Annotated in this window: 24 protein-coding genes; 15 read left to right on the top strand and 9 right to left on the bottom strand. The window is 31.5% G+C overall.

Annotated features, from left to right (window positions below):
• Positions 1–28: 28 nt before the first annotated feature.
• A complete protein-coding gene (gene tmk, locus MJ_RS01550) occupies positions 29–583 on the bottom strand; it encodes a dTMP kinase (RefSeq protein WP_064496455.1) in 555 nt (184 codons plus the stop codon).
• A gap of 204 nt (positions 584–787) precedes the next feature.
• Here tmk and MJ_RS01545 point away from each other — a divergent pair, with 204 nt between their 5' ends.
• On the top strand, positions 788–1063 hold the full coding sequence (locus tag MJ_RS01545; protein ID WP_064496454.1) for a cation:proton antiporter: 276 nt from the start codon (positions 788–790) through the stop codon (positions 1061–1063).
• 13 nt (positions 1064–1076) lie between these two features.
• Here MJ_RS01545 and ftsY read toward each other — a convergent pair whose 3' ends face one another.
• Positions 1077–2306: a signal recognition particle-docking protein FtsY gene (ftsY, locus tag MJ_RS01540; protein WP_010869789.1), complete on the bottom strand. Its 1230-nt coding sequence runs from the start codon at positions 2304–2306 to the stop codon at positions 1077–1079.
• A gap of 137 nt (positions 2307–2443) precedes the next feature.
• Between ftsY and MJ_RS01535 the strand changes: the two genes are divergently transcribed.
• The 7 genes from MJ_RS01535 (at position 2444) to MJ_RS01505 (ending at position 7026) form a co-directional block, all read left to right on the top strand.
• Entirely contained in the window at positions 2444–3079 is a 636-nt protein-coding gene (locus tag MJ_RS01535) for a winged helix-turn-helix domain-containing protein (protein ID WP_010869788.1), read from the top strand.
• Positions 3080–3391: 312 nt separating this feature from the next.
• Complete coding sequence (locus MJ_RS01530) at positions 3392–4399, top strand: hypothetical protein (RefSeq protein WP_064496453.1); 1008 nt, start codon at positions 3392–3394, stop codon at positions 4397–4399.
• A gap of 42 nt (positions 4400–4441) precedes the next feature.
• Complete coding sequence (locus tag MJ_RS01525; RefSeq protein WP_010869786.1) at positions 4442–4978, top strand: hypothetical protein; 537 nt, start codon at positions 4442–4444, stop codon at positions 4976–4978.
• A gap of 58 nt (positions 4979–5036) precedes the next feature.
• Positions 5037–5330, top strand: coding sequence for a winged helix-turn-helix domain-containing protein (locus tag MJ_RS01520; protein WP_010869785.1), 294 nt, complete (start codon positions 5037–5039; stop codon positions 5328–5330).
• A gap of 17 nt (positions 5331–5347) precedes the next feature.
• Positions 5348–5701 (top strand): hypothetical protein, encoded by a 354-nt coding sequence (locus MJ_RS01515; protein ID WP_010869784.1) that lies wholly within the window; start codon positions 5348–5350, stop codon positions 5699–5701.
• 153 nt (positions 5702–5854) lie between these two features.
• Complete coding sequence (locus MJ_RS01510) at positions 5855–6298, top strand: heat shock protein HSP16.5 (protein WP_010869783.1); 444 nt, start codon at positions 5855–5857, stop codon at positions 6296–6298.
• Positions 6299–6366: 68 nt separating this feature from the next.
• Positions 6367–7026, top strand: coding sequence for an METTL5 family protein (locus MJ_RS01505; RefSeq protein ID WP_010869782.1), 660 nt, complete (start codon positions 6367–6369; stop codon positions 7024–7026).
• A gap of 369 nt (positions 7027–7395) precedes the next feature.
• On the opposite strand, the gene MJ_RS01500 is transcribed toward MJ_RS01505, so the two are convergent.
• Together MJ_RS01500 and MJ_RS01495 are read right to left on the bottom strand one after the other, a co-directional pair.
• The gene (locus MJ_RS01500; protein WP_010869781.1) at positions 7396–8268 is read right to left on the bottom strand and encodes an Mrp/NBP35 family ATP-binding protein; all 873 of its coding nucleotides are present in this window, start codon (positions 8266–8268) and stop codon (positions 7396–7398) included.
• A 138-nt stretch (positions 8269–8406) separates the two neighbouring features.
• Positions 8407–8820, bottom strand: coding sequence for a pyridoxamine 5'-phosphate oxidase family protein (locus MJ_RS01495; protein ID WP_064496452.1), 414 nt, complete (start codon positions 8818–8820; stop codon positions 8407–8409).
• An 85-nt stretch (positions 8821–8905) separates the two neighbouring features.
• On the opposite strand from MJ_RS01495, the gene MJ_RS01490 reads away from it, so the two are divergent.
• Positions 8906–9439, top strand: a complete 534-nt coding sequence (locus tag MJ_RS01490) for an archaemetzincin family Zn-dependent metalloprotease (protein ID WP_064496451.1) — start codon at positions 8906–8908, stop codon at positions 9437–9439.
• Here MJ_RS01490 and MJ_RS01485 read toward each other — a convergent pair.
• Together MJ_RS01485 and MJ_RS01480 are read right to left on the bottom strand one after the other, a co-directional pair.
• A complete protein-coding gene (locus MJ_RS01485) occupies positions 9436–9822 on the bottom strand; it encodes a nascent polypeptide-associated complex protein (RefSeq protein ID WP_010869778.1) in 387 nt (128 codons plus the stop codon). The genes MJ_RS01490 and MJ_RS01485 overlap by 4 nt on opposite strands.
• A gap of 157 nt (positions 9823–9979) precedes the next feature.
• Positions 9980–10819 carry a geranylgeranylglycerol-phosphate geranylgeranyltransferase gene (locus MJ_RS01480; protein WP_064496450.1) on the bottom strand — a complete coding sequence of 280 codons (840 nt, stop codon included), beginning with the start codon at positions 10817–10819 and terminating at the stop codon, positions 9980–9982.
• Positions 10820–10922: 103 nt separating this feature from the next.
• On the opposite strand from MJ_RS01480, the gene MJ_RS01475 reads away from it, so the two are divergent.
• The 6 genes from MJ_RS01475 (at position 10923) to MJ_RS01450 (ending at position 17381) form a co-directional block, all read left to right on the top strand.
• On the top strand, positions 10923–11387 hold the full coding sequence (locus MJ_RS01475; protein ID WP_064496908.1) for an FKBP-type peptidyl-prolyl cis-trans isomerase: 465 nt from the start codon (positions 10923–10925) through the stop codon (positions 11385–11387).
• Between the two features lie 183 nt (positions 11388–11570).
• Positions 11571–13346, top strand: coding sequence for an acetolactate synthase large subunit (locus tag MJ_RS01470; protein WP_010869775.1), 1776 nt, complete (start codon positions 11571–11573; stop codon positions 13344–13346).
• A gap of 119 nt (positions 13347–13465) precedes the next feature.
• A complete protein-coding gene (locus MJ_RS01465) occupies positions 13466–14566 on the top strand; it encodes a 2-oxoacid:acceptor oxidoreductase subunit alpha (RefSeq protein WP_010869774.1) in 1101 nt (366 codons plus the stop codon).
• Between the two features lie 129 nt (positions 14567–14695).
• Positions 14696–15073, top strand: a complete 378-nt coding sequence (locus MJ_RS01460; protein ID WP_244409439.1) for a hypothetical protein — start codon at positions 14696–14698, stop codon at positions 15071–15073.
• A 2-nt stretch (positions 15074–15075) separates the two neighbouring features.
• Positions 15076–15684, top strand: a complete 609-nt coding sequence (locus tag MJ_RS01455; RefSeq protein ID WP_064496449.1) for a hypothetical protein — start codon at positions 15076–15078, stop codon at positions 15682–15684.
• 137 nt (positions 15685–15821) lie between these two features.
• Positions 15822–17381, top strand: coding sequence for a radical SAM protein (locus MJ_RS01450; protein WP_064496906.1), 1560 nt, complete (start codon positions 15822–15824; stop codon positions 17379–17381).
• Between the two features lie 400 nt (positions 17382–17781).
• Here MJ_RS01450 and MJ_RS01445 read toward each other — a convergent pair whose 3' ends face one another.
• The 3 genes from MJ_RS01445 to MJ_RS01435 all read right to left on the bottom strand — a co-directional run bounded on the left by MJ_RS01445 (position 17782) and on the right by MJ_RS01435 (position 18745).
• The gene (locus tag MJ_RS01445) at positions 17782–18075 is read right to left on the bottom strand and encodes a DUF357 domain-containing protein (protein ID WP_064496905.1); all 294 of its coding nucleotides are present in this window, start codon (positions 18073–18075) and stop codon (positions 17782–17784) included.
• Positions 18071–18250 carry a GNAT family N-acetyltransferase gene (locus MJ_RS09680; RefSeq protein ID WP_244409529.1) on the bottom strand — a complete coding sequence of 60 codons (180 nt, stop codon included), beginning with the start codon at positions 18248–18250 and terminating at the stop codon, positions 18071–18073. The genes MJ_RS01445 and MJ_RS09680 overlap by 5 nt, the downstream gene beginning before the upstream one ends.
• A 294-nt stretch (positions 18251–18544) precedes the next feature.
• A complete protein-coding gene (locus tag MJ_RS01435) occupies positions 18545–18745 on the bottom strand; it encodes a helix-turn-helix transcriptional regulator (protein ID WP_064496448.1) in 201 nt (66 codons plus the stop codon).

Below are 18745 nucleotides of genomic sequence, written 5' to 3'. Positions count from 1 at the left end.
AAAACTTAACTTGATAGTCTCTATACAATTAATGAGGTATGTTTTTTAAATAACCTATAATCTCATTATGAACCTCTTCTACTGACTTTTTTGTTGTGTCAATAACTATAAAATTATATTCTTCAGCTAACTCTAAATATTTATCCTGAACTTTTTTTAAAAAATCTTTTTTTTCAAATATGTCTTTTGTTTTAACCCTCTTTAATGCTGTCTCAATATCAACAATTAATAAAAAAACAATATCTGGCTTTAGAGCATATCTGTTTATTGATTTTATAAAATTCTCATCAACTCCTGCAACACTTTGATAGGCAATAGATGAGTATAGATATCTATCACAAACAACGTCTCTCTTTTTTAATTCTTCTTTTATTAATTTTGTATGCTCTATTCTATCAGCCGCAAATAACAAAGCTAAGGTTTTATTATCCACTTCTGTTTTTCCAGATAAAATTTCTCTTATTATTTTCCCTACTAAGCTATTTGATGGCTCATAAGTCCAAAATGCATCCATTTTTTTAGCTAAAAGCTTTGATTGTGTAGTTTTTCCACTACCATCTATACCCTCAAACACAATAAACATGTTATCCACCAAAAAAGTTATACATCCAAGGGTTTTGCTCCTATTGATATGCTCTCAAATCTTTATTAAAGTGAGGTTGTCTTGGCAACCTCGCTCGGGTATCCCAATAGGGGTTTTCCCCATGGCAATATAAGCCTATTATCACCAAAAGTTATAAATAAGATTTATCATTATTAATCATTATAAATTCCTAATAAGTTGGTGATGCTTATGGAACAATTTATTGGAATTGTTAAAGATATTCTTGTTCTTATCGCTTCATTTGGTATTTTGTTGGCTTCTTATAGATTATGGATAGAAAAAGATAGAAAAAACATAATTTATGCAAGGATACATATTTTAGGTGTTATTGACTGTGCATGCTTCTTAATTTTTATAGCTTTGGGAGAAACTCTTTTAGCGTTTGTTTATCTAATCTTAGCTCCATTCTTAGCTCATGCAATTGCTCACGCAGCATATAATGACAACTTGTCCGAATAAAAATTTTTTAATATTAAAACTCTCTTTCAGTTGAAAATTCAAACTCTTCTTCTCCAAACAATTTCCTAACCATCCAGTCAGCATCAAATTCTATTAAATCTTGATACCTCTGTCCTACTCCTAAATATAAAATTGGTTTTCCAATTGCATAGCCTATTGATAGAGCCGCTCCACCTTTAGCATCAGCATCTACTTTTGTTAAGATAATTCCATCAATATTCACTGCTCTATTAAATTCTTCTGCCTGATATACAGCATCGTTTCCAGTTAAAGCATCTCCAACGAATATAACCAAATCTGGTTTTGTGACTCTAACCACTTTTTTAATCTCTTCCATTAAATTAACATTTGTTGCCTGTCTTCCTGCTGTATCAGCCAAAACAACATCAATTCCTCTTGCTTTTGCATGTTGTATAGCATCATAGATAACTGCCGCAGAATCAGCTCCCGGCTTATGCTTAATAACCTTAACTCCAACGTTTTTAGCATGCTGTTCTAATTGCTCAATAGCTCCAGCTCTGAAAGTGTCTCCAGCGGCTAAAACTACGCTATAACCTTTCTGCTTTAATTTATATGCTAATTTAGCTATAGTTGTAGTTTTTCCAGTTCCATTGATTCCAACAAATACGATGACTGTTGGTTTTCCTTCTGCTTTATTCTTTTTGATTATTTCTTCAATATCAATTTTTTCTTGGGATAATATATTTTTTATAGCATTTTTTACTGCGTTTATTGTAATCTCTTCTACGTTATCATCTGGAGAGATTTTTCTTCCAACTAATTCATTTTTAATATTTTCAATTAGCTTTTCAACAACTTCTAATGCAACATCTGCCTCTAAGAGTGCTATTTCTAACTCTTCTAAGACATCTTCTATATCTTCCTCTAAGATAACAACTTCTTTTTTAAGAACTTTCTTAATAGCTCTTGTTAAGCCAAATCTATCAAAGAACGTTATTTTTTTCTCCTCTTTTTCTTCTTTAATTTCTTTAATTTCCTCTTTAGCTTCTTCTACTTTTTCAGAAGGTTCTGTTTTTACAATTTCAGATTTTTTAATTTCTTCTTCTGCTTTTTCTTTTTTTACTTCTTCTTTTTTAGGTTCTTTTTTAAATAAACTTGTGAAGGATATTTTTGATTTTTCCTCTTTTTCTTCTTTAACTTCTTCAGCTTCTCCTTTGCTGTATATTTTTTCAGTAATCTTTGATGCAGTTTCTAAGAGTTTTTCTTTTAATTTTCCAAACATTTGTAATCCCTCCTATGCCGATATATAAATATTAAATTTGAATAAAGCATTGTTAAAGTAATTTTAATATAATAAAATTACGAACAATATTTATATGTAATCTCTGTTCTGTTTGCGGGTCGTTTTGGGGTGAAACTATGAAATGTATTTCAAAACAAGGAGAAATTAAAGAGTTAATTAAAAATGGTAAAATAAATGATGTTTTACAACTGATTGAAGAAGATACATTATTGTTAGAGGAAATTTATGGTTTTTTAAAATCTGATGATATTCAATTAAAAATAACTTGTTTAGCTATTTTAGGAAATTTATATCTAAAAGGAAAAGTCCAAATTACTCAACTAATTAAACATTTAGAAGAGGTACTTTTAGAAAATGACAAAGATGCTATTTTAAATGCCCTTTTAATTCTAAAAGAAATTCCTGAAGTGTATCAGGAGGACTTATTGAAAAGGATAATATTAAAATATATTGGAAAAGATATAAAAGATTGTGAGGATGATAAAGATAAAAGTACTTTACCAAGTGTAAAGCGAGACAAAATAATGATAATATTTGAAATCTTAAAGGCTGTAAAGAACAAGGAATTAAAAAAGACAAAAATAATGTATGCTGCAAATTTAGATTGGAAAACATTTCGTAATTATATAGGATACTTGTTAGATAATGAATTTATCAGAAAAACAGATGGGGTTTATACATTAACACCTAAGGGTGAGTTATTATTGGAGAAAATTGAAGAAGTTTTTAGATTAATTTATCCAGATAAATAATTGCCTTATTTTCTTTTTTACTTTTCATAAAAAATTTAAAAACTAAATGGATTAACACATCTGTTTTTTCCACATGCTTTACATTCATAAATCATATTAACAAAATACACAATATAGTATAATCAGAAGATGTGGGGGAGGTGATAATGAGGGTAAGTCAAGTATTACAAAAATTGAAGTCTAAAACTGCTGGGTGATGTCAAATGGTAGTAGATGGTAGCATTATACATTGGTTGATTTATTTAATACTCTCAATAATTGGGGGAGGTTTTCCTTGCTAATAAAATTTAAGAAATTTATGAGGTGTTTGAAATGAAAAATTCTACGAGGTATATATTATCGCTGCTACTCTCAATAATCATGGGAGTTGCAGTAATGGGTTCCACATTTGCTATTTCAACAACTTATGGAACAGGACACACAACTGCAACTGTAGACAACCTTAAGCCTGTAGTTAATTGTAGCAGTTACGAAATGGTAATAAGAACAGTTCAAGGAATAAAAGTATATGAATATAAGAATACAACTGGAGTAACTCCTGGTCTTTTAAGAAGTGACGCTTTAGAGGCTTATGCCTATACTGGAGAAGGAGTAACCTTCTATGTAAATGTTAGCGACCCTAACGGGGAGCAAGATTTACAAACAAATGGAGCTGGAGTAGATTTCTTATTAGTTCCACAAGGACAATCTCCTTCAAATCCAACATATGTAATCCATGCAGGATTTGACACATCAACAAGTGGAGATGCTGATTTAACAACCTTAACATTCTACGCACAATGGACAGTCCCTGCAGGCGCATACGGATGCTTCGATGTCTATGTTAAAGCAACAGACAAACATGGTGCATGCACAGGATACATCAAGAAAGGTAAGATATTCTTGAACCCAATGATTGGAATAAACGTTACAAAAGATAACGATGCATATCCTGCTCCATTCACAGGATTAAGCTTCGGTAATGTAAATCCAGGAGATACTAATGTCCCAGCAACTGAGAATGTTGTAACAATCCACAATATTGACCCAGATGGAGTAGGAACTAAGATAGCAGTATTCGTTTCAGCAACCTCAATGACACAGGCAGGAGGAACTGGAATAATTCCAGCAGAGAATATCAAAGCACATGTTATAAAAGCAAACAATATGACACAGAGCTACAATACTCACCTCCAAAACAATGTCAAAGTTCTATTATGGCAACCACTCAAACCATGCCATACAAATGCTTTAGAAGTTAATTTCACACTCGATGTTCCAACACCATTACCAAGCGGTTGCTATGGAGGTTCAATTACATTCTATGGACTTGGATTATAAATCCCCCAACTTTTTAATTTTTTGATAGTAAGGTGATTACTTATGAAAAAATTCTCTGCAATTTTTGGTTTATTATCTGTCATATTTGTCATTATGGCCATTTCACAGGTTAGTGGTTTAAGTGGGGCAATAACTCCACCAAAAATTGATATCATGGTGAATGCAAGCAATGGGCTTCCTCAAGATATAAATAGCATTATTTATGTAAAAAATCCCAATAGTTTCCCAGTTAAAGTGGAAATGGTTACAACTGGAGATTTAAATAATTCTAAAAAAGTAGAAGTCAAAATTATGAAGAATAACTTTACATTAAAACCAGGAGAAACTGTTGGGGTTAATATCACATTTACTGTAAAGGAAAAGGACAACTATGAAGGAGATATTTTAACGAAAATTAGTCCAGTAGATTATGGAGATGATAAAAAAGGCGTGAATCTAAAAGCGAGTGTAGTTTTGCCTACAAAAGTTGCGATAATGGTAGTTGGTAATGAGATTCATACAAAAGAATTGGTAATTACTGCAGTTTTAATCATCAGCATCTTGGGATTAGGTGCTATGTTGATTAGGAGACATCTCTAATTAAACTTCATTTAAACATTTAAATAAAAATAAAATAAAAATGTTTTAAAGTGGTAGTATGAGGATTCCCCCTCCACTCTCAAATAATAAAAATAGGAATAGAAGGTATAAAAGGTCTCAATTTGAAGTGATTTTTGAAATTTTGCATATTATCAAGGAAGGAGAACAAATAAAAACAAGAATTATGTATGCTGCAAACTTAGATTGGAGAAATTTTTCCAAATACATCGATTTTTTGATTAGTAATGGATTTATTAAGAAAAATAAAGAGAAATTTGAACTCACAGAGTTAGGGAAAAAGTTGTATTCCTCGCTGTATGAACTATTTGAGATTATGAACTCCAAGCCTTAAATTGTGAGGGGATTTTTATGAAAAAATTTGGAACGGTTTTGCTTTCTGATATCGTTAAAGAATGCTTGAGTGGGGATGAGTTTGCAAGAGAGATGATGGAAGATTTGTTCAATTTTCTAATAAAACTACGACTTTGGAGATGGAAATACTTGCTCTCTCAAAATCAAAAAAATGAAATACAGATGTCAGATTTATTGGCCCTAATAAAGGAAGAAAAAGAGGGTATTAACAGGTTGTTTTCATTCCTATATCAAACAGATATCCCTGTTGAGAATAGAATTGAAATATTAATGTTGTTAAAAGAATTCGTGAAAGAAGAAATTAAATGGATTTCAATGGATGTTAGTGAAATTAATTTTGTAAAAAAATAACGGCTTTTTTAATTTACCTATTTTTATATTGTTTGATGTTTTTTTTATTTACAGTTGTATTCCATAATTTAAATTAATAGATTATAGAAAAGTTTATATAGAACTTCAAAAACATTACATATATAGAAAACCAAAAAAGAGAGGTGGGGGCAAATGTTCGGAAGAGACCCATTTGATTCATTATTTGAAAGAATGTTTAAAGAGTTTTTTGCAACACCAATGACAGGAACCACAATGATTCAAAGCTCAACAGGAATACAAATTTCTGGAAAAGGGTTCATGCCAATCTCAATTATTGAAGGAGACCAGCATATAAAAGTTATTGCATGGTTGCCAGGGGTTAATAAAGAGGACATAATTTTAAATGCAGTTGGAGATACATTAGAGATTAGAGCTAAGAGAAGCCCATTAATGATAACTGAGAGTGAAAGAATTATCTACTCAGAAATTCCAGAAGAGGAAGAAATATATAGAACAATAAAACTTCCTGCAACTGTTAAGGAAGAAAATGCCTCAGCTAAGTTTGAAAATGGTGTTTTATCAGTTATATTACCAAAGGCAGAATCCTCAATTAAGAAAGGAATCAACATTGAATAAATTGGCTAATTTTCTTTATTTTTATACTAAATAACATCTATATAATTACATATTTAGATGGTGAAGAGATGATAAAGAAAAAGCATTTAGAAATGATGTTAGATTCTTTAAAAAGACATCCAAATCCAAAAGCTGATTTAGAGCAATATACAATAGACGGAAAATTAGCAGCTGATATTTTATTTTTTGCTGTGAATGATTTTTATAACAATGTTGTTATCGATTTAGGTTGTGGAACTGGAAGATTAGCTATAGGTAGCAAAATTTTAGGAGCTAAGAGGGCTATTGGTATAGATATCGATAGGGAGAGTATTGAAGCAGCTAAAGAGAACGCTAAAAAGCTAAATGTTGATGTAGATTTTTATTGCATGGACATTAGAGATGTTGATGATGAATTTTTAAATAATGTGCTTGGTGAAGATAGGGATTTAAAGAGAGTAGTTATTCAAAATCCTCCATTTGGAGCCCAGAAAAAACATGCTGATAGAGTATTTTTAGATAAGGCGTTAGAGATTGGGGATATTATTTATACTATTCACAATTATCCAACAAAGGATTTTGTTATTAAGTATGTTGAAGATAAAGGGGGAAAAATAACTCACATCTATGAGGCATTTTTTAGAATTCCTGCAATATACGAGTTTCATAAAAAAAAGGTTGTGGAGATTCCTGTAGTGATTTTTAGAATAGAGAAATTAGGGTTCGAAACAGTTTTTAATTTTCTATAACTTACAGTAGCATATCATAATAAACAATATCACAATATAAATATTGTTTTTTTATTAAAATAGTAATATGTATTGTTATATCATAATGTTAATGAGGAGGCTTTGCCTTCGAGACGAAATGTTGATACTAAATATTAACGAAGTTTGGATTTTGGGGCTGTATCTGTTCAGTCCTAAGTCTGATGAACTTATAGTGAAGGGAATGGTGTTCCCGATGAAGCTATGGGCTGAGGACAACCCATTTCCATAGCTTACCGATTCGTATAGTAAGTTATTAAATGCTATGGTAAGCTATGGAAACGGGAAACGGATAGAGACTATATTAAAAAATACTTCCCAGAATGTTTAAAATATATTGAATGAGAAATTTTATTCTTTTTTACCTTCGACCTTTTCAACAATTCTTTTAACAATCTTTTTAAACTCTTCACTTGCTTTACAATCAAGTAAAACCATTGGAATTCCTTTATCACTTGCTTCTCTTGCTTTAATATCTAAAGGAATTCTACCTAAAAATTCAACTCCAAGCTCTTTAGCAGCTTTTTCTCCCCCTCCTCTACCAAATATATCCACAACTTTATTGCAGTATGGGCAAACAAACCCGCTCATATTTTCAATAATTCCAATAATTGGGATGTTTAGCATTTTAGCCATCATAATGGATTTTTTAACATCCAAGACAGAAACTTCTTCTGGTGTTGTTACAATTATAGCTCCATCAATATCTGGAATTGATTGCATGATAGTTAATTGCTCATCTCCTGTCCCTGGAGGAGTATCTATTAATAAATAATCAAGTTCTCCCCAAACTACATCTGATAGAAATTGCCTAATAGCTCCGCTAACCTTTGGCCCCCTCCAAATAACAGGAGTTTTGTCATCTGGTAATAGATATCCAATAGACATGGTTTTTATTCCATCTTTTGTAACTATTGGAAATATTCCAGCTGGTCCTGCCATAGGTTGGGTGTTCTCAACCCCAAGCATCTTTGGAATGTTAGGGCCGTGAATATCCGCATCTAAAACTCCAACCTTTTTGCCCATTAAATTTAGAGCAGCAGCTAAATTAACTGTTACTGTTGATTTCCCAACCCCTCCTTTACCACTCAAAATAACTATTTTATGTTTTATTTTTGACATATTTTCTCTAATTTTTGCATCTTGCTGGGCTAAGAGTTTCTTTGTATCTGGGCAGGTATTTTTTGATGGACAAGTGTCACATTTTCCATCACACTCAGCCATGGTCTCACCTATTTTCCCTCATTTGAGTAAAAATAATAATCAATGAATAATAATAAAAGAGGGCATATAAAGTTATCTATTTCCATGTGATATAAAATTACACCCCATATAAAGGATGAAAAATAGTTAAGGAGTTATTTATTCATCTTTAGCTATTAACTTACCAGCATCTGGCCCAGATTTTAAGTTATAGATTTCAGTTATTTTTATGACAACAGCTCCTTTTGGTTTCAAATCTGGTTTTAATGCTTTATCAACCTCTTCAGCTATTTTTAAATATTCACCTTCTTTGTAGTATTCAGCAGTTCCTTTATATTGGTAAGGCATGTCTTTACAATTTGCGGTAGTTAAAGCAACTTTTGGATTTTCTAAGATATTTTTTAGGGTTTTGTTCATGAAGTTATCTGCTATTAAAACAATCCCTTTCTCAGCATCTAAGACTTTAATTGCCCTCATTGCCGCTACATTTGGAACTCCATCCTTTGAAGCTGTTGCTATAAATACAATCTCATTTTCTAAGGATTTAACCATCTCCTCTGTTAGCTTTACCACACTATCACCAAAATAAATTTTATGAAACATTTTCATTTAAATTTATAATGTTGTCCTATACATAATTAACTATTTTTTATTGGTGATGATTATGAGAATTTGTATCCAACCAGTTGGAGATGTTAATGATGAGATTTTAAAATTTTTAAAGAAAAAATTTGGGGAAGTTTTTGGAATGTGTGAAATACTTCCTAAAATTGATATTCCAATTTATGCTTATAATTTTAGTAGAGGGCAATTTAATTCAACCTTAATTTTAAAATCTCTACCAACAGTTGAAGATATCGTTTTAGGTGTTACCGAGGTAGATATATACGCAGACAATTTAAATTTTGTGTTTGGAGAGGCAGAGTTATTTGGAAAAAGAGCTTTGATATCACTGGCAAGATTAAGACCTGAATTTTATGGGTTGCCACCAAATAAAGATGTCTTAAAAATTAGGGCTTTAAAAGAGGCGATACATGAAATAGGCCATGTTTTGGGATTAATACATTGCGAAAATAAGAGATGTGTTATGAGTTTTTCAAATTCTATTATCGATGTGGATTTAAAGGATTGGAGATATTGCAAAAAATGCTTAAAAAAGCTACAGGATAGAGGAATTTATATTTCAATTTAATTTTCTTCTTTTTCTTCTTCTAATTTTAATATTGCTTCAGCAATGTCTCCATTACACTCCTCTAATGCCTTTCTTGCTTCTTCCTTTGAAACGTTGCACTGCTTAGCTACCAACTCAACATCCTCTTCTGTTATCTCAACCTTAACTTCTTCTTCCTCTTCTACTTTTTCTTTTTTAATCTTCTTTGGTTTTCCTGTTATTGAGTAGGTTTTAACTCCTAATATGTCCATAACTTGAACTTTTGGTTCTTCAAATACCCATTCCTCATCATCAAATACAAATATTACCTTTCTGACATCTAAATCTTCAGTTTCCATACCAAAATCTTTCATCATCTTCTGCATTTTCTTTAACATCCTTGGATTTACTTTTCCTGGAAACATCCTTTCACCAAAGTTTTATATTTGATTTCTATTTTTATTATCTCTTGATATTTTTATAGTCAATCATCAAAAATTTTGGAAGTCATTGGGTATTTATAAAACCCTTGGGGTTTTATATTTATGTATTGGTTAAAAATATTTTGCTTTTGATGAGTGACTATAGTTTTATGGCTCCAACAATAAATGCCAAAAGAACAATGTTCATTATGATTTTTAAGAATTTTGAAACCTTTGAAGCAGTTTCTTTATTTGGCTCTTTTAACAATAAAGCCATAGCATAGATAAACAAAATATCACATATTGCTATCAAAATTAGATACCATATCCCAAATATTTTTAAAATGTATGGAAGAGGGCTTAATATAACCGCTAAAACAACCAAAAATGTAGCAAAATATAAAGATTTTTTACCATACTTTATTGGTAGTGAAATAACGCCTTCTTTTTTATCCCCTTCCATGTCCTCAAAGTCCTTAACAATCTCCCTACCCCAAATTGAAAGCAAAGAGCATAAAAACAAAATAACTACTGGCATAACGTTTTTTCCAGCAACTCCACCAAATAGAAATACAGAACCAGTTAAATAACCAATAATAAAATTCCCAATTGGTTTATATTTTTTGTATTTTTTTGCATATAGATAGAGGAAAAGTGCATTAATTACAGCAATAATCAATGCATATATATTTATGAATAATGAGAGAACTAATCCCAAAATTAATAGAATGGCTGAAAATTTTTTTGCCTCATTTAATTTAATTTTTCCTGATGGTAAAGGACGGGATGGCTTGTTTATTCTATCTATCTCAATATCAAAAATATCATTTATTACATTTCCATAAGCACAAACAAAAAATACAACAAAAAATACTAAAAGAGATTTTAAAATATCAATCTCAAAGTTTGATGATATTAAATAACCTATAATCCCACCAATAGATGCAGTTATGCAGTTTTTGACTCTAATAAGCTCCAAATACGTTTTTAACTTCTCCATAAAAACCCCCAAATATGACGCTTTTGTCCATAAAAAATAATAACAAAAAACTATTTATATACCCTTCACAAAAAGTATTTGGAAAGGTTAGGAGTTGATTAACTTGATTAAAAAAGGTGACTATGTCAAAGTAGATTATATATTAGAAGTAGATGGAAAAGTTATTGACACATCAATTGAAGAAGTAGCTAAAGAAAATAAAATATACTATCCTGAAAGAGAATATGAGCCAATTGGATTTATTGTAGGTAATGGAGAATTAATCGAAGGTTTTGAAGAGGCTGTTATAGGCATGGAAGTTGGAGAAGAAAAAACTGTAACAATTCCTCCTGAAAAAGGTTATGGACTTAGAGATGAGAGATTAATCCAAGAAATACCTAAGGAAATGTTTGCTGATGCTGACTTTGAACCACAGGAGGGAATGTTAATCTTAGCCAGTGGAATTCCTGCAAAGATAATAAAAGTTACTGATGATACTGTAACTTTAGACTTTAACCACGAGCTTGCTGGAAAAGAATTAAAATTCACAATAAAAGTAAGAGATGTCCAGCCAGCTGAGTCAGAATAATTTCTTTCTTTAATTCTATTTTTTATTTTTAGTCTTTAAGATTAGTAATTAAATATTAAATACCAACACTTTTTTATATCAAACTTTTTAAAGTTCTTCAAATGCTAAATCCTTAGTATAAAAATTTTTATATATGATTTCAATTTTATCATTACTTTACCCTTAACATTTTTTGGTGATTGGATGAAAGGTGCTGAAGCAATCATAAAAGCATTGGAAGCGGAGGGAGTTAAGATTATATTTGGTTATCCAGGAGGAGCTATGCTTCCTTTTTATGATGCGTTGTATGATAGCGATTTAGTTCATATATTAACAAGGCATGAACAGGCAGCAGCACATGCAGCAGATGGATTTGCGAGAGCAAGTGGAGAGGCTGGGGTTTGCGTCTCTACCTCTGGCCCTGGAGCTACAAACTTAGTTACTGGGATAGCAACCGCTTATGCAGATTCTTCTCCAGTTATTGCTTTAACAGGGCAAGTCCCAACAAAACTTATTGGAAACGATGCATTTCAGGAGATTGACGCTCTTGGATTATTCATGCCAATAACAAAACACAATTTCCAAATAAAAAAACCAGAAGAGATTCCAGAGACGTTTAGAGCCGCTTTTGAAATTGCCACAACTGGAAGACCAGGACCGGTTCATATAGACCTCCCAAAGGATGTGCAAGATGGAGAAATAGATATTGAAAAATACCCAATTCCTGCAAAGGTTGATTTGCCAGGTTATAAACCAAAAACTGTAGGGCATCCTCTACAGATAAAGAAAGCTGCTAAATTGATAGCTGAATCTGAGAGACCTGTAATCTTAGCTGGTGGAGGAGTTATAATTAGTGGAGCTTCAGAAGAGTTATTGAGATTAGCTGAGTTTGTTAAAATTCCAGTATGCACAACCTTAATGGGTAAGGGTTGTTTCCCAGAAGACCATCCTTTAGCTTTAGGAATGGTTGGAATGCATGGAACTAAAGCTGCAAATTACGCAGTTACGGAGTGTGATGTTCTCATAGCTATTGGATGTAGATTTTCAGATAGGGTTACTGGGGATATCAGATACTTTGCTCCAGAGGCAAAGATTATTCATATAGATATAGACCCAGCTGAGATAGGAAAAAATGTTAGAGCTGATATTCCAATAGTTGGAGATGCAAAAAATGTTTTGAGAGATTTGTTAGCTGCATTAATAGCATTAGAAATTAAAGACAAAGAAACATGGCTTGAAAGAATTTATGAATTAAAAAAATTATCTATCCCAATGATGGACTTTGATGATAAGCCAATAAAGCCACAAAGGTTTGTTAAGGATTTAATGGAAGTTTTGAATGAGATTGACTCAAAATTAAAAAACACAATTATAACAACAGATGTTGGACAAAATCAGATGTGGATGGCACACTTCTTTAAAACAAAGATGCCAAGAAGCTTTTTAGCTTCTGGTGGTTTAGGAACTATGGGTTTTGGTTTCCCTGCTGCAATTGGGGCAAAGGTAGCTAAACCTTATGCTAATGTTATCTCTATTACTGGAGATGGAGGATTTTTGATGAACTCTCAGGAGTTGGCAACAATTAGCGAATATGATATTCCTGTTGTTATCTGTATTTTTGACAACAGAACTTTGGGAATGGTCTATCAATGGCAAAACCTATACTATGGGCAGAGGCAGAGTGAAGTTCATTTGGGAGAGAGTCCTGACTTTGTTAAATTAGCTGAAAGTTATGGAGTTAAAGCTGATAGAATAATAAGCCCAGATGAAATTAAAGAGAAGTTGAAAGAAGCAATATTAAGTAATGAGCCATACCTCTTAGATATTGTTATAGACCCTGCTGAAGCTCTGCCAATGGTTCCTCCAGGTGGGAGATTAACCAATATTGTCCAGCCAATTAGGGTAGAACCAAAAATAAAAAAACCACAGTTCGATGAAATTAAGAAAATAAGAGATATGGCAGCAGTTAAAGAGTTTTAGATAAATTAGCCCATGCTTCTATTTTTTTAAATTGTTATTTTCTTCTCTATTATATTATAGTCGTTAAATATTAACACAAGGTTATATTATATAAAAGTAGCTTAGAAGGAGGGGGTTTAATGAAAGTTGAGTTTATGCAGGGAAATCAGGCATGTGCAAAGGGAGCTATAAAAGCTGGATGTAGGTTTTTCGCTGGCTATCCAATAACTCCATCCACAGAGATAGCCGAGGCAATGGCGAGAGAATTACCAAAGGTTGGAGGATATTATATACAAATGGAAGATGAGATTGGAAGTATAGCAGCAGTTATTGGAGCAAGTTGGGGAGGATTAAAGGCAATGACAGCTACTTCAGGCCCTGGATTTAGTTTAATGCAGGAGAATATAGGATTTGCATACATGACAGAAACTCCCTGTGTAGTTGTGGATATTCAAAGAGGCGGCCCTTCCACAGGACAGCCAACCATGGCTTCCCAGGGAGATATGATGCAGTGTAGATGGGGAAGCCATGGAGATTATGAAGTTATTGCCTTAGCTCCAAGCTCTGTCCAAGAGATGTATGATTTCACAATAATGGCTTTTAACTATGCTGAAAAATACAGAATTCCTGTTTTTGTAATGGCTGATGAGATAGTTGGGCATATGAGAGAAAAAGTAATTTTGCATGATAATATTGAGATAATTAATAGAAAAAAGCCAGAAGAAAAGCCATGTAAAAAGCCATATCCTTTTGATAAATTAATCCCAGAGATGCCAGTATTTGGAGAGGGCTATAATGTGCATATAACTGGTTTAACTCATGATGAGAGAGGCTACCCAGATGTTTCACCAGAAACTCATGATAAGTTAGTTAGGAGAATAGTGAATAAAATAAGAAAAAATAAAGATGAGATAATTAAATGGGAAGGAGAGAACTTAGATGCAGAAATAGTATTTGTTTGTTATGGTTCTCCTTCAAGAACTGTAAAACATGCTGTTAGAAATTTGAGAGAAAAAGGTTTGGATGTTGGATATATAAGGTTGATAACTGTTTATCCATTCCCAGATGATTTATTAAAAAAGTTGAAGGCTAAGAAAGTTGTAGTTCCAGAGATGAATTTAGGACAGATATATTATGAGGTTGAGAGAGTTTGCAAAAAAGCAGAAGAGGTTATTTTAGTGGATAAAATTGGAGGAGAGTTACATAGACCAGAAGAGTTGGAGAGGGCTGTTTTAGGATAACACTCGATAGAAATATTTTAATATGGAATAACTCATAGATATACTAATATTTTTTTCTTTTTGTGTGGTATCATGAGGGTTTATAGAGTTTATAATGCTTATAAGATTGTTGGGGCAGTAATATTTTCTATGAGCATTATTGTTATTTTATATATTTCAATTATTCTTCATAGTCTTAAGCTTTCTTTTTCTATTATATTAGCTGTTGATATATTAATTATTGCACTTTTTGCCTATATCTTTTTAAAACCCAAGAAATTAGTTGTTTTAGATAATGGGATAAAAGTAGATAATGAGTTTTATAGTTGGGATGAGGTAATAGAGTTTTTTGTATCTTTAAATTCAATACAAATAAATCTTAAAGGTAAAAGGGAAGAGACATTTAATTGGGAAACCCCCGGGCTTTTTAAATATAGACCCCAAATTGAATATGTGGTTAAAAAAGATGCTGAACTTTTAAAAATTTTAAGGGAGAAAATTGAAAATAAAGAAAGAAAAAGGGGTTGAGTATGAAAAAAGTATCAATAATTGTTTTATTTATATTATCTTTAATTTTAACTATTTCAATTTGTGGATGTTTTGAGAATGAAAAAGAGGAAGTAAATAAACCAAATATGACAGTCATTGAAAAAGAAAATATAAAAGTCCAAAACAATAAACCAATAGAAAATTTAAAAGAAGAATCCTGTAAGTTAAATATTACAAATGATGAAAATAGAACAAATAATATAACAAAAACTACAAAAAAATACGATTTTTCAAAGCCAGTTGATATGGACAAGATGTTTTTAAATCTTCCTTATAATGAAGAGACGGACTTTGATGATAAAATAATAAAAAAATATAAAAACATAACCTTTGTAGTCAGCAGAAAGCCAATTGACCTTTCCTATGCATACATATATAATGAAGTTAAAGAGTATCCTGAAAGGGATATTTTTGGCAACTACATATATTACGAGTTCATTCCAAAAAATGCCAATTTATCAATTAGTTACTGCTATTATAGAAAAGTTGGTAATTACTATATAATTATGCAAACTTATGAGAAAAGTAGAAAAGCTAATGATTTGTGGATGAATTGGACAAAATATGTATTTAGTTTATTTGAGGAATAAATTTTCATTTTATTTTTAATTTTAATTTTCTAATTTTTGTTCAATTTAAACTATAAATCGCCTCAGTGCTCATACGGTTCATCACAGACTCAGCAAAGCCAATCGTCATCATTGGCGATTTTTTGGTGATTATTATGATGATAGGGAGAGCTTTAATATTAGATGGTTATACTGACGAACCCGCTGGTTTGGGGGTGCCCCCTTATATAGGCATTTACCCAAGATATGCTTATGGTGCCTTAGATAAATATAACGTTAAAGTGGATTATATAACTATCGATAAATTTAGAGAAATTAGAGGAGATTTTAATTTAAATAAATACGATGCAATAATTTGTATTTGTGGATTTCACACACCTGGAAAATATTTAAATGCAAATCCTGCAACATTAAAGGAGTTTGTTTCTATATTATATAAATATGATGGCTTAAAAATTTTGGGGGGGCCAGCAGCGACAAAATATGGCTCTTCAATGATTGGAGGAAAGATAGAAGATGAGAGTAAATATAAAGCATTTTTTGATGTTGTTGCTGAGGGTGATTTAGAGGCAGTTTTAAATGATTTGTTGAGAGAGGGAAGCATAGAAAAGATTGATTTTAACAGATATAGAACCTATGAAGAGTTGAGAGAATATGCAATAAGAGGAGCTAAGGTTGTTAAAAAGCATCCAAACTATCCATATATAATTGCTGAGATTGAAACTTATAGAGGATGCCCAAGAGCTTTAACTGGAGGCTGCTCTTTTTGCACAGAGCCAAGGAGGTTTGGATTGCCAAAATTTAGAGATGAAAAAGATATCATAGACGAAATTAAGGTATTATATAATGAGGGAATAAAATATTTCAGAATTGGAAGACAGCCATGTATGTTTTCATATAAATCAATTGATTCCGAGAAGGAAGAGGTTCCAAAACCAAATGTTGAAGCAATTGAAAAGCTGTTTAAAGGCATTAGGAACGTTTCAAATCCAAAGGTTTTGCATATAGATAATGCAAATCCTGCAGTGATAGCAAGGCATGAAGATGAAAGTAGAGAGGTAGCTAAAATATTAGTTAAATACTGCACTTCTGGAAATGTTGCTGCTTTTGGTGTTGAGAGTTTTGATGAGAAAGTAATTAAAGCCAACAACTTATTAACAACACCAGAAGATGTTTTAAAGGCTGTAGAAATTTTAAATGAAGTTGGAGGAAAAAGGGGAGAAACTGGGCTGCCGTATTTATTGCCAGGCATAAATTTATTGTTTGGATTAAAAGGGGAGAGAAAAGAAACATTTACTATAAATTTTGAATATTTAAAAGAAATCTATGATAGGGGCTTTATGATTAGAAGGATTAACATAAGGCAAGTTGTTCCATTTTTTGGGACTGATATAACTCTAAAAGACATAAAAAAGGCAGAGAAGAGAAAAAAGTTATTTTTATGGTTTAAAGAAAAAGTTAGGGAAGAAATAGATAATAAAATGCTTAAAAGGGTTGTTCCAAAAGGGACAATATTAAGAGATGTATTTGTTGAAGTTAAAGAAAGGGAAGATTTATACTTTGGAAGACAGTTTGGAAGTTATCCATTATTAGTTGGAATTTTAGATAAAAATCTTAAAATTGGAGAGTTTGTAGATGTTGAGGTTGTTGATTATGGGAGGAGGTCGATTACTGGGAAGGTTGTTAGAGATATTAGAAAAATACATATAGTAGGTTGAGTATAAAATAAGAGCAAAGAGTAAGCGTTTGAATTGATAGTCAATTAAAATAAAGGTAGGAACTAGTAAAAAATTAAAAAAGAGTAATTATAGGGATGTTTATGAAAATGTTGAAATTATTTCTTTTGATTTGTTCCGTAGTTGGAGTAATTCTTTGTTGTGGCTGTATTGCTGGAGACGAGTGCAGTCCTCACCACCCAATAGACACGCTAAATTTGCTGAGGAGTTAAACACATTTTCTTTAGAGGACGTTCTAAAAATCATAGAAGATAATTTTAAAATAAGCTTTAAAGAGAGAATACTATGATATAACAAAATTTAGTGTAATCTTATTTTTTATTTTTATTTATGAAAATCAATTAATGTAAATTAATAAATAATTAAAATAAAAAATTTAAAATCATTTAGCAAGGGTAAATCTCACATCATCATCTCCAACATCAAAAATTCCCAATCTAACACCTGCATCAATCCAGCCATAGGCATAATTTAGAGAGGCAAAGGCAGTCACATAATCTCCTCTCTCTTTAAATGCCTTGGCATCTTCAAAATAGCTCTCTATCATCAATAAAAAGTCCTTAGCAACATCATACAACAAACTTCTCTTTGGTGGCATGCCTTTTTTAATAATTTTTATAGCTTCCTCTGTCCTCTTAAAATAATTTTCTAATTTTTCTTCAGTTATTTCCTTAATCACATTTCTCACCATCAAAAAATTTTCTTAAACAAATAAGGTTTGTAAATTCCCAGCCCTTTGATTTACAAAACTCTAATGCCTTTGTGTTGTCTTTATCTGCCAATAATGATAATCTTAATAACCCATTTTCTTTACAGTATCTCTCAGCCTCCAATAGAAGTTTGCTCCCAATACCTCTACCTCTAAAATGTTCATCAACAATTAAATCCTCTAAGAGTCCAACTCCCTTCCTTCAGCAGTTGATATTAAGGTTTGAATAGAACACATCCCTATAACTCTTCCTTTATATCTTGCAACAAAGATTACTGCATCCTCTTTATTTAATAAAAGTTCTAATCCCTTTTTTGCTTTTCATAGTTTGGAGTAAAATCCTTCTCTATCTCAAAAAGTTGTTTTAATAGATTAATCATATCATCGATATCTTCCTTTTTTGTAATATCTATAGTTATCATAATCTCACCAATAATTATTCATCATCTTCATAAATAAATATATCCTCAATCTTAACACCAAAAAACTTGGCTATTTTAAATGCCAATTTTAAAGAAGGGTCGTATTTACCCTTCTCTATGGCGATGATTGTTTGCCTACTAACTCCTAACTTTTTTGCTAAATCCTCCTGAGTTAAATTATGCAATGCTCTATAGTATTTCAGCTTGTTTTTCAT

Origin of the sequence: Methanocaldococcus jannaschii DSM 2661, assembly GCF_000091665.1 — an archaeon.
GTDB classification, from domain to species: Archaea; AGJL01; Methanococci; order Methanococcales; family Methanocaldococcaceae; genus Methanocaldococcus; species Methanocaldococcus jannaschii.
This window is presented reverse-complemented; position numbering and strand designations above follow the sequence as displayed.

Bases quoted from the DNA above. Each gene is read 5' to 3' on its own strand.
- tmk (WP_064496455.1), bottom strand. From the start codon at position 583: ATGTTTATTGTGTTTGAGGGTATAGATGGTAGTGGAAAAACTACACAA.
- MJ_RS01545 (WP_064496454.1), top strand. From the start codon at position 788: ATGCTTATGGAACAATTTATTGGAATTGTTAAAGATATTCTTGTTCTT.
- ftsY (WP_010869789.1), bottom strand. From the start codon at position 2,306: ATGTTTGGAAAATTAAAAGAAAAACTCTTAGAAACTGCATCAAAGATT.
- MJ_RS01535 (WP_010869788.1), top strand. From the start codon at position 2,444: ATGAAATGTATTTCAAAACAAGGAGAAATTAAAGAGTTAATTAAAAAT.
- MJ_RS01530 (WP_064496453.1), top strand. From the start codon at position 3,392: ATGAAAAATTCTACGAGGTATATATTATCGCTGCTACTCTCAATAATC.
- MJ_RS01525 (WP_010869786.1), top strand. From the start codon at position 4,442: ATGAAAAAATTCTCTGCAATTTTTGGTTTATTATCTGTCATATTTGTC.
- MJ_RS01520 (WP_010869785.1), top strand. From the start codon at position 5,037: ATGAGGATTCCCCCTCCACTCTCAAATAATAAAAATAGGAATAGAAGG.
- MJ_RS01515 (WP_010869784.1), top strand. From the start codon at position 5,348: ATGAAAAAATTTGGAACGGTTTTGCTTTCTGATATCGTTAAAGAATGC.
- MJ_RS01510 (WP_010869783.1), top strand. From the start codon at position 5,855: ATGTTCGGAAGAGACCCATTTGATTCATTATTTGAAAGAATGTTTAAA.
- MJ_RS01505 (WP_010869782.1), top strand. From the start codon at position 6,367: ATGATAAAGAAAAAGCATTTAGAAATGATGTTAGATTCTTTAAAAAGA.
- MJ_RS01500 (WP_010869781.1), bottom strand. From the start codon at position 8,268: ATGGCTGAGTGTGATGGAAAATGTGACACTTGTCCATCAAAAAATACC.
- MJ_RS01490 (WP_064496451.1), top strand. From the start codon at position 8,906: ATGATTATGAGAATTTGTATCCAACCAGTTGGAGATGTTAATGATGAG.
- MJ_RS01485 (WP_010869778.1), bottom strand. From the start codon at position 9,822: ATGTTTCCAGGAAAAGTAAATCCAAGGATGTTAAAGAAAATGCAGAAG.
- MJ_RS01480 (WP_064496450.1), bottom strand. From the start codon at position 10,819: ATGGAGAAGTTAAAAACGTATTTGGAGCTTATTAGAGTCAAAAACTGC.
- MJ_RS01470 (WP_010869775.1), top strand. From the start codon at position 11,571: ATGAAAGGTGCTGAAGCAATCATAAAAGCATTGGAAGCGGAGGGAGTT.
- MJ_RS01465 (WP_010869774.1), top strand. From the start codon at position 13,466: ATGAAAGTTGAGTTTATGCAGGGAAATCAGGCATGTGCAAAGGGAGCT.
- MJ_RS01460 (WP_244409439.1), top strand. From the start codon at position 14,696: ATGAGCATTATTGTTATTTTATATATTTCAATTATTCTTCATAGTCTT.
- MJ_RS01455 (WP_064496449.1), top strand. From the start codon at position 15,076: ATGAAAAAAGTATCAATAATTGTTTTATTTATATTATCTTTAATTTTA.
- MJ_RS01450 (WP_064496906.1), top strand. From the start codon at position 15,822: ATGATAGGGAGAGCTTTAATATTAGATGGTTATACTGACGAACCCGCT.
- MJ_RS01435 (WP_064496448.1), bottom strand. From the start codon at position 18,745: ATGAAAAACAAGCTGAAATACTATAGAGCATTGCATAATTTAACTCAG.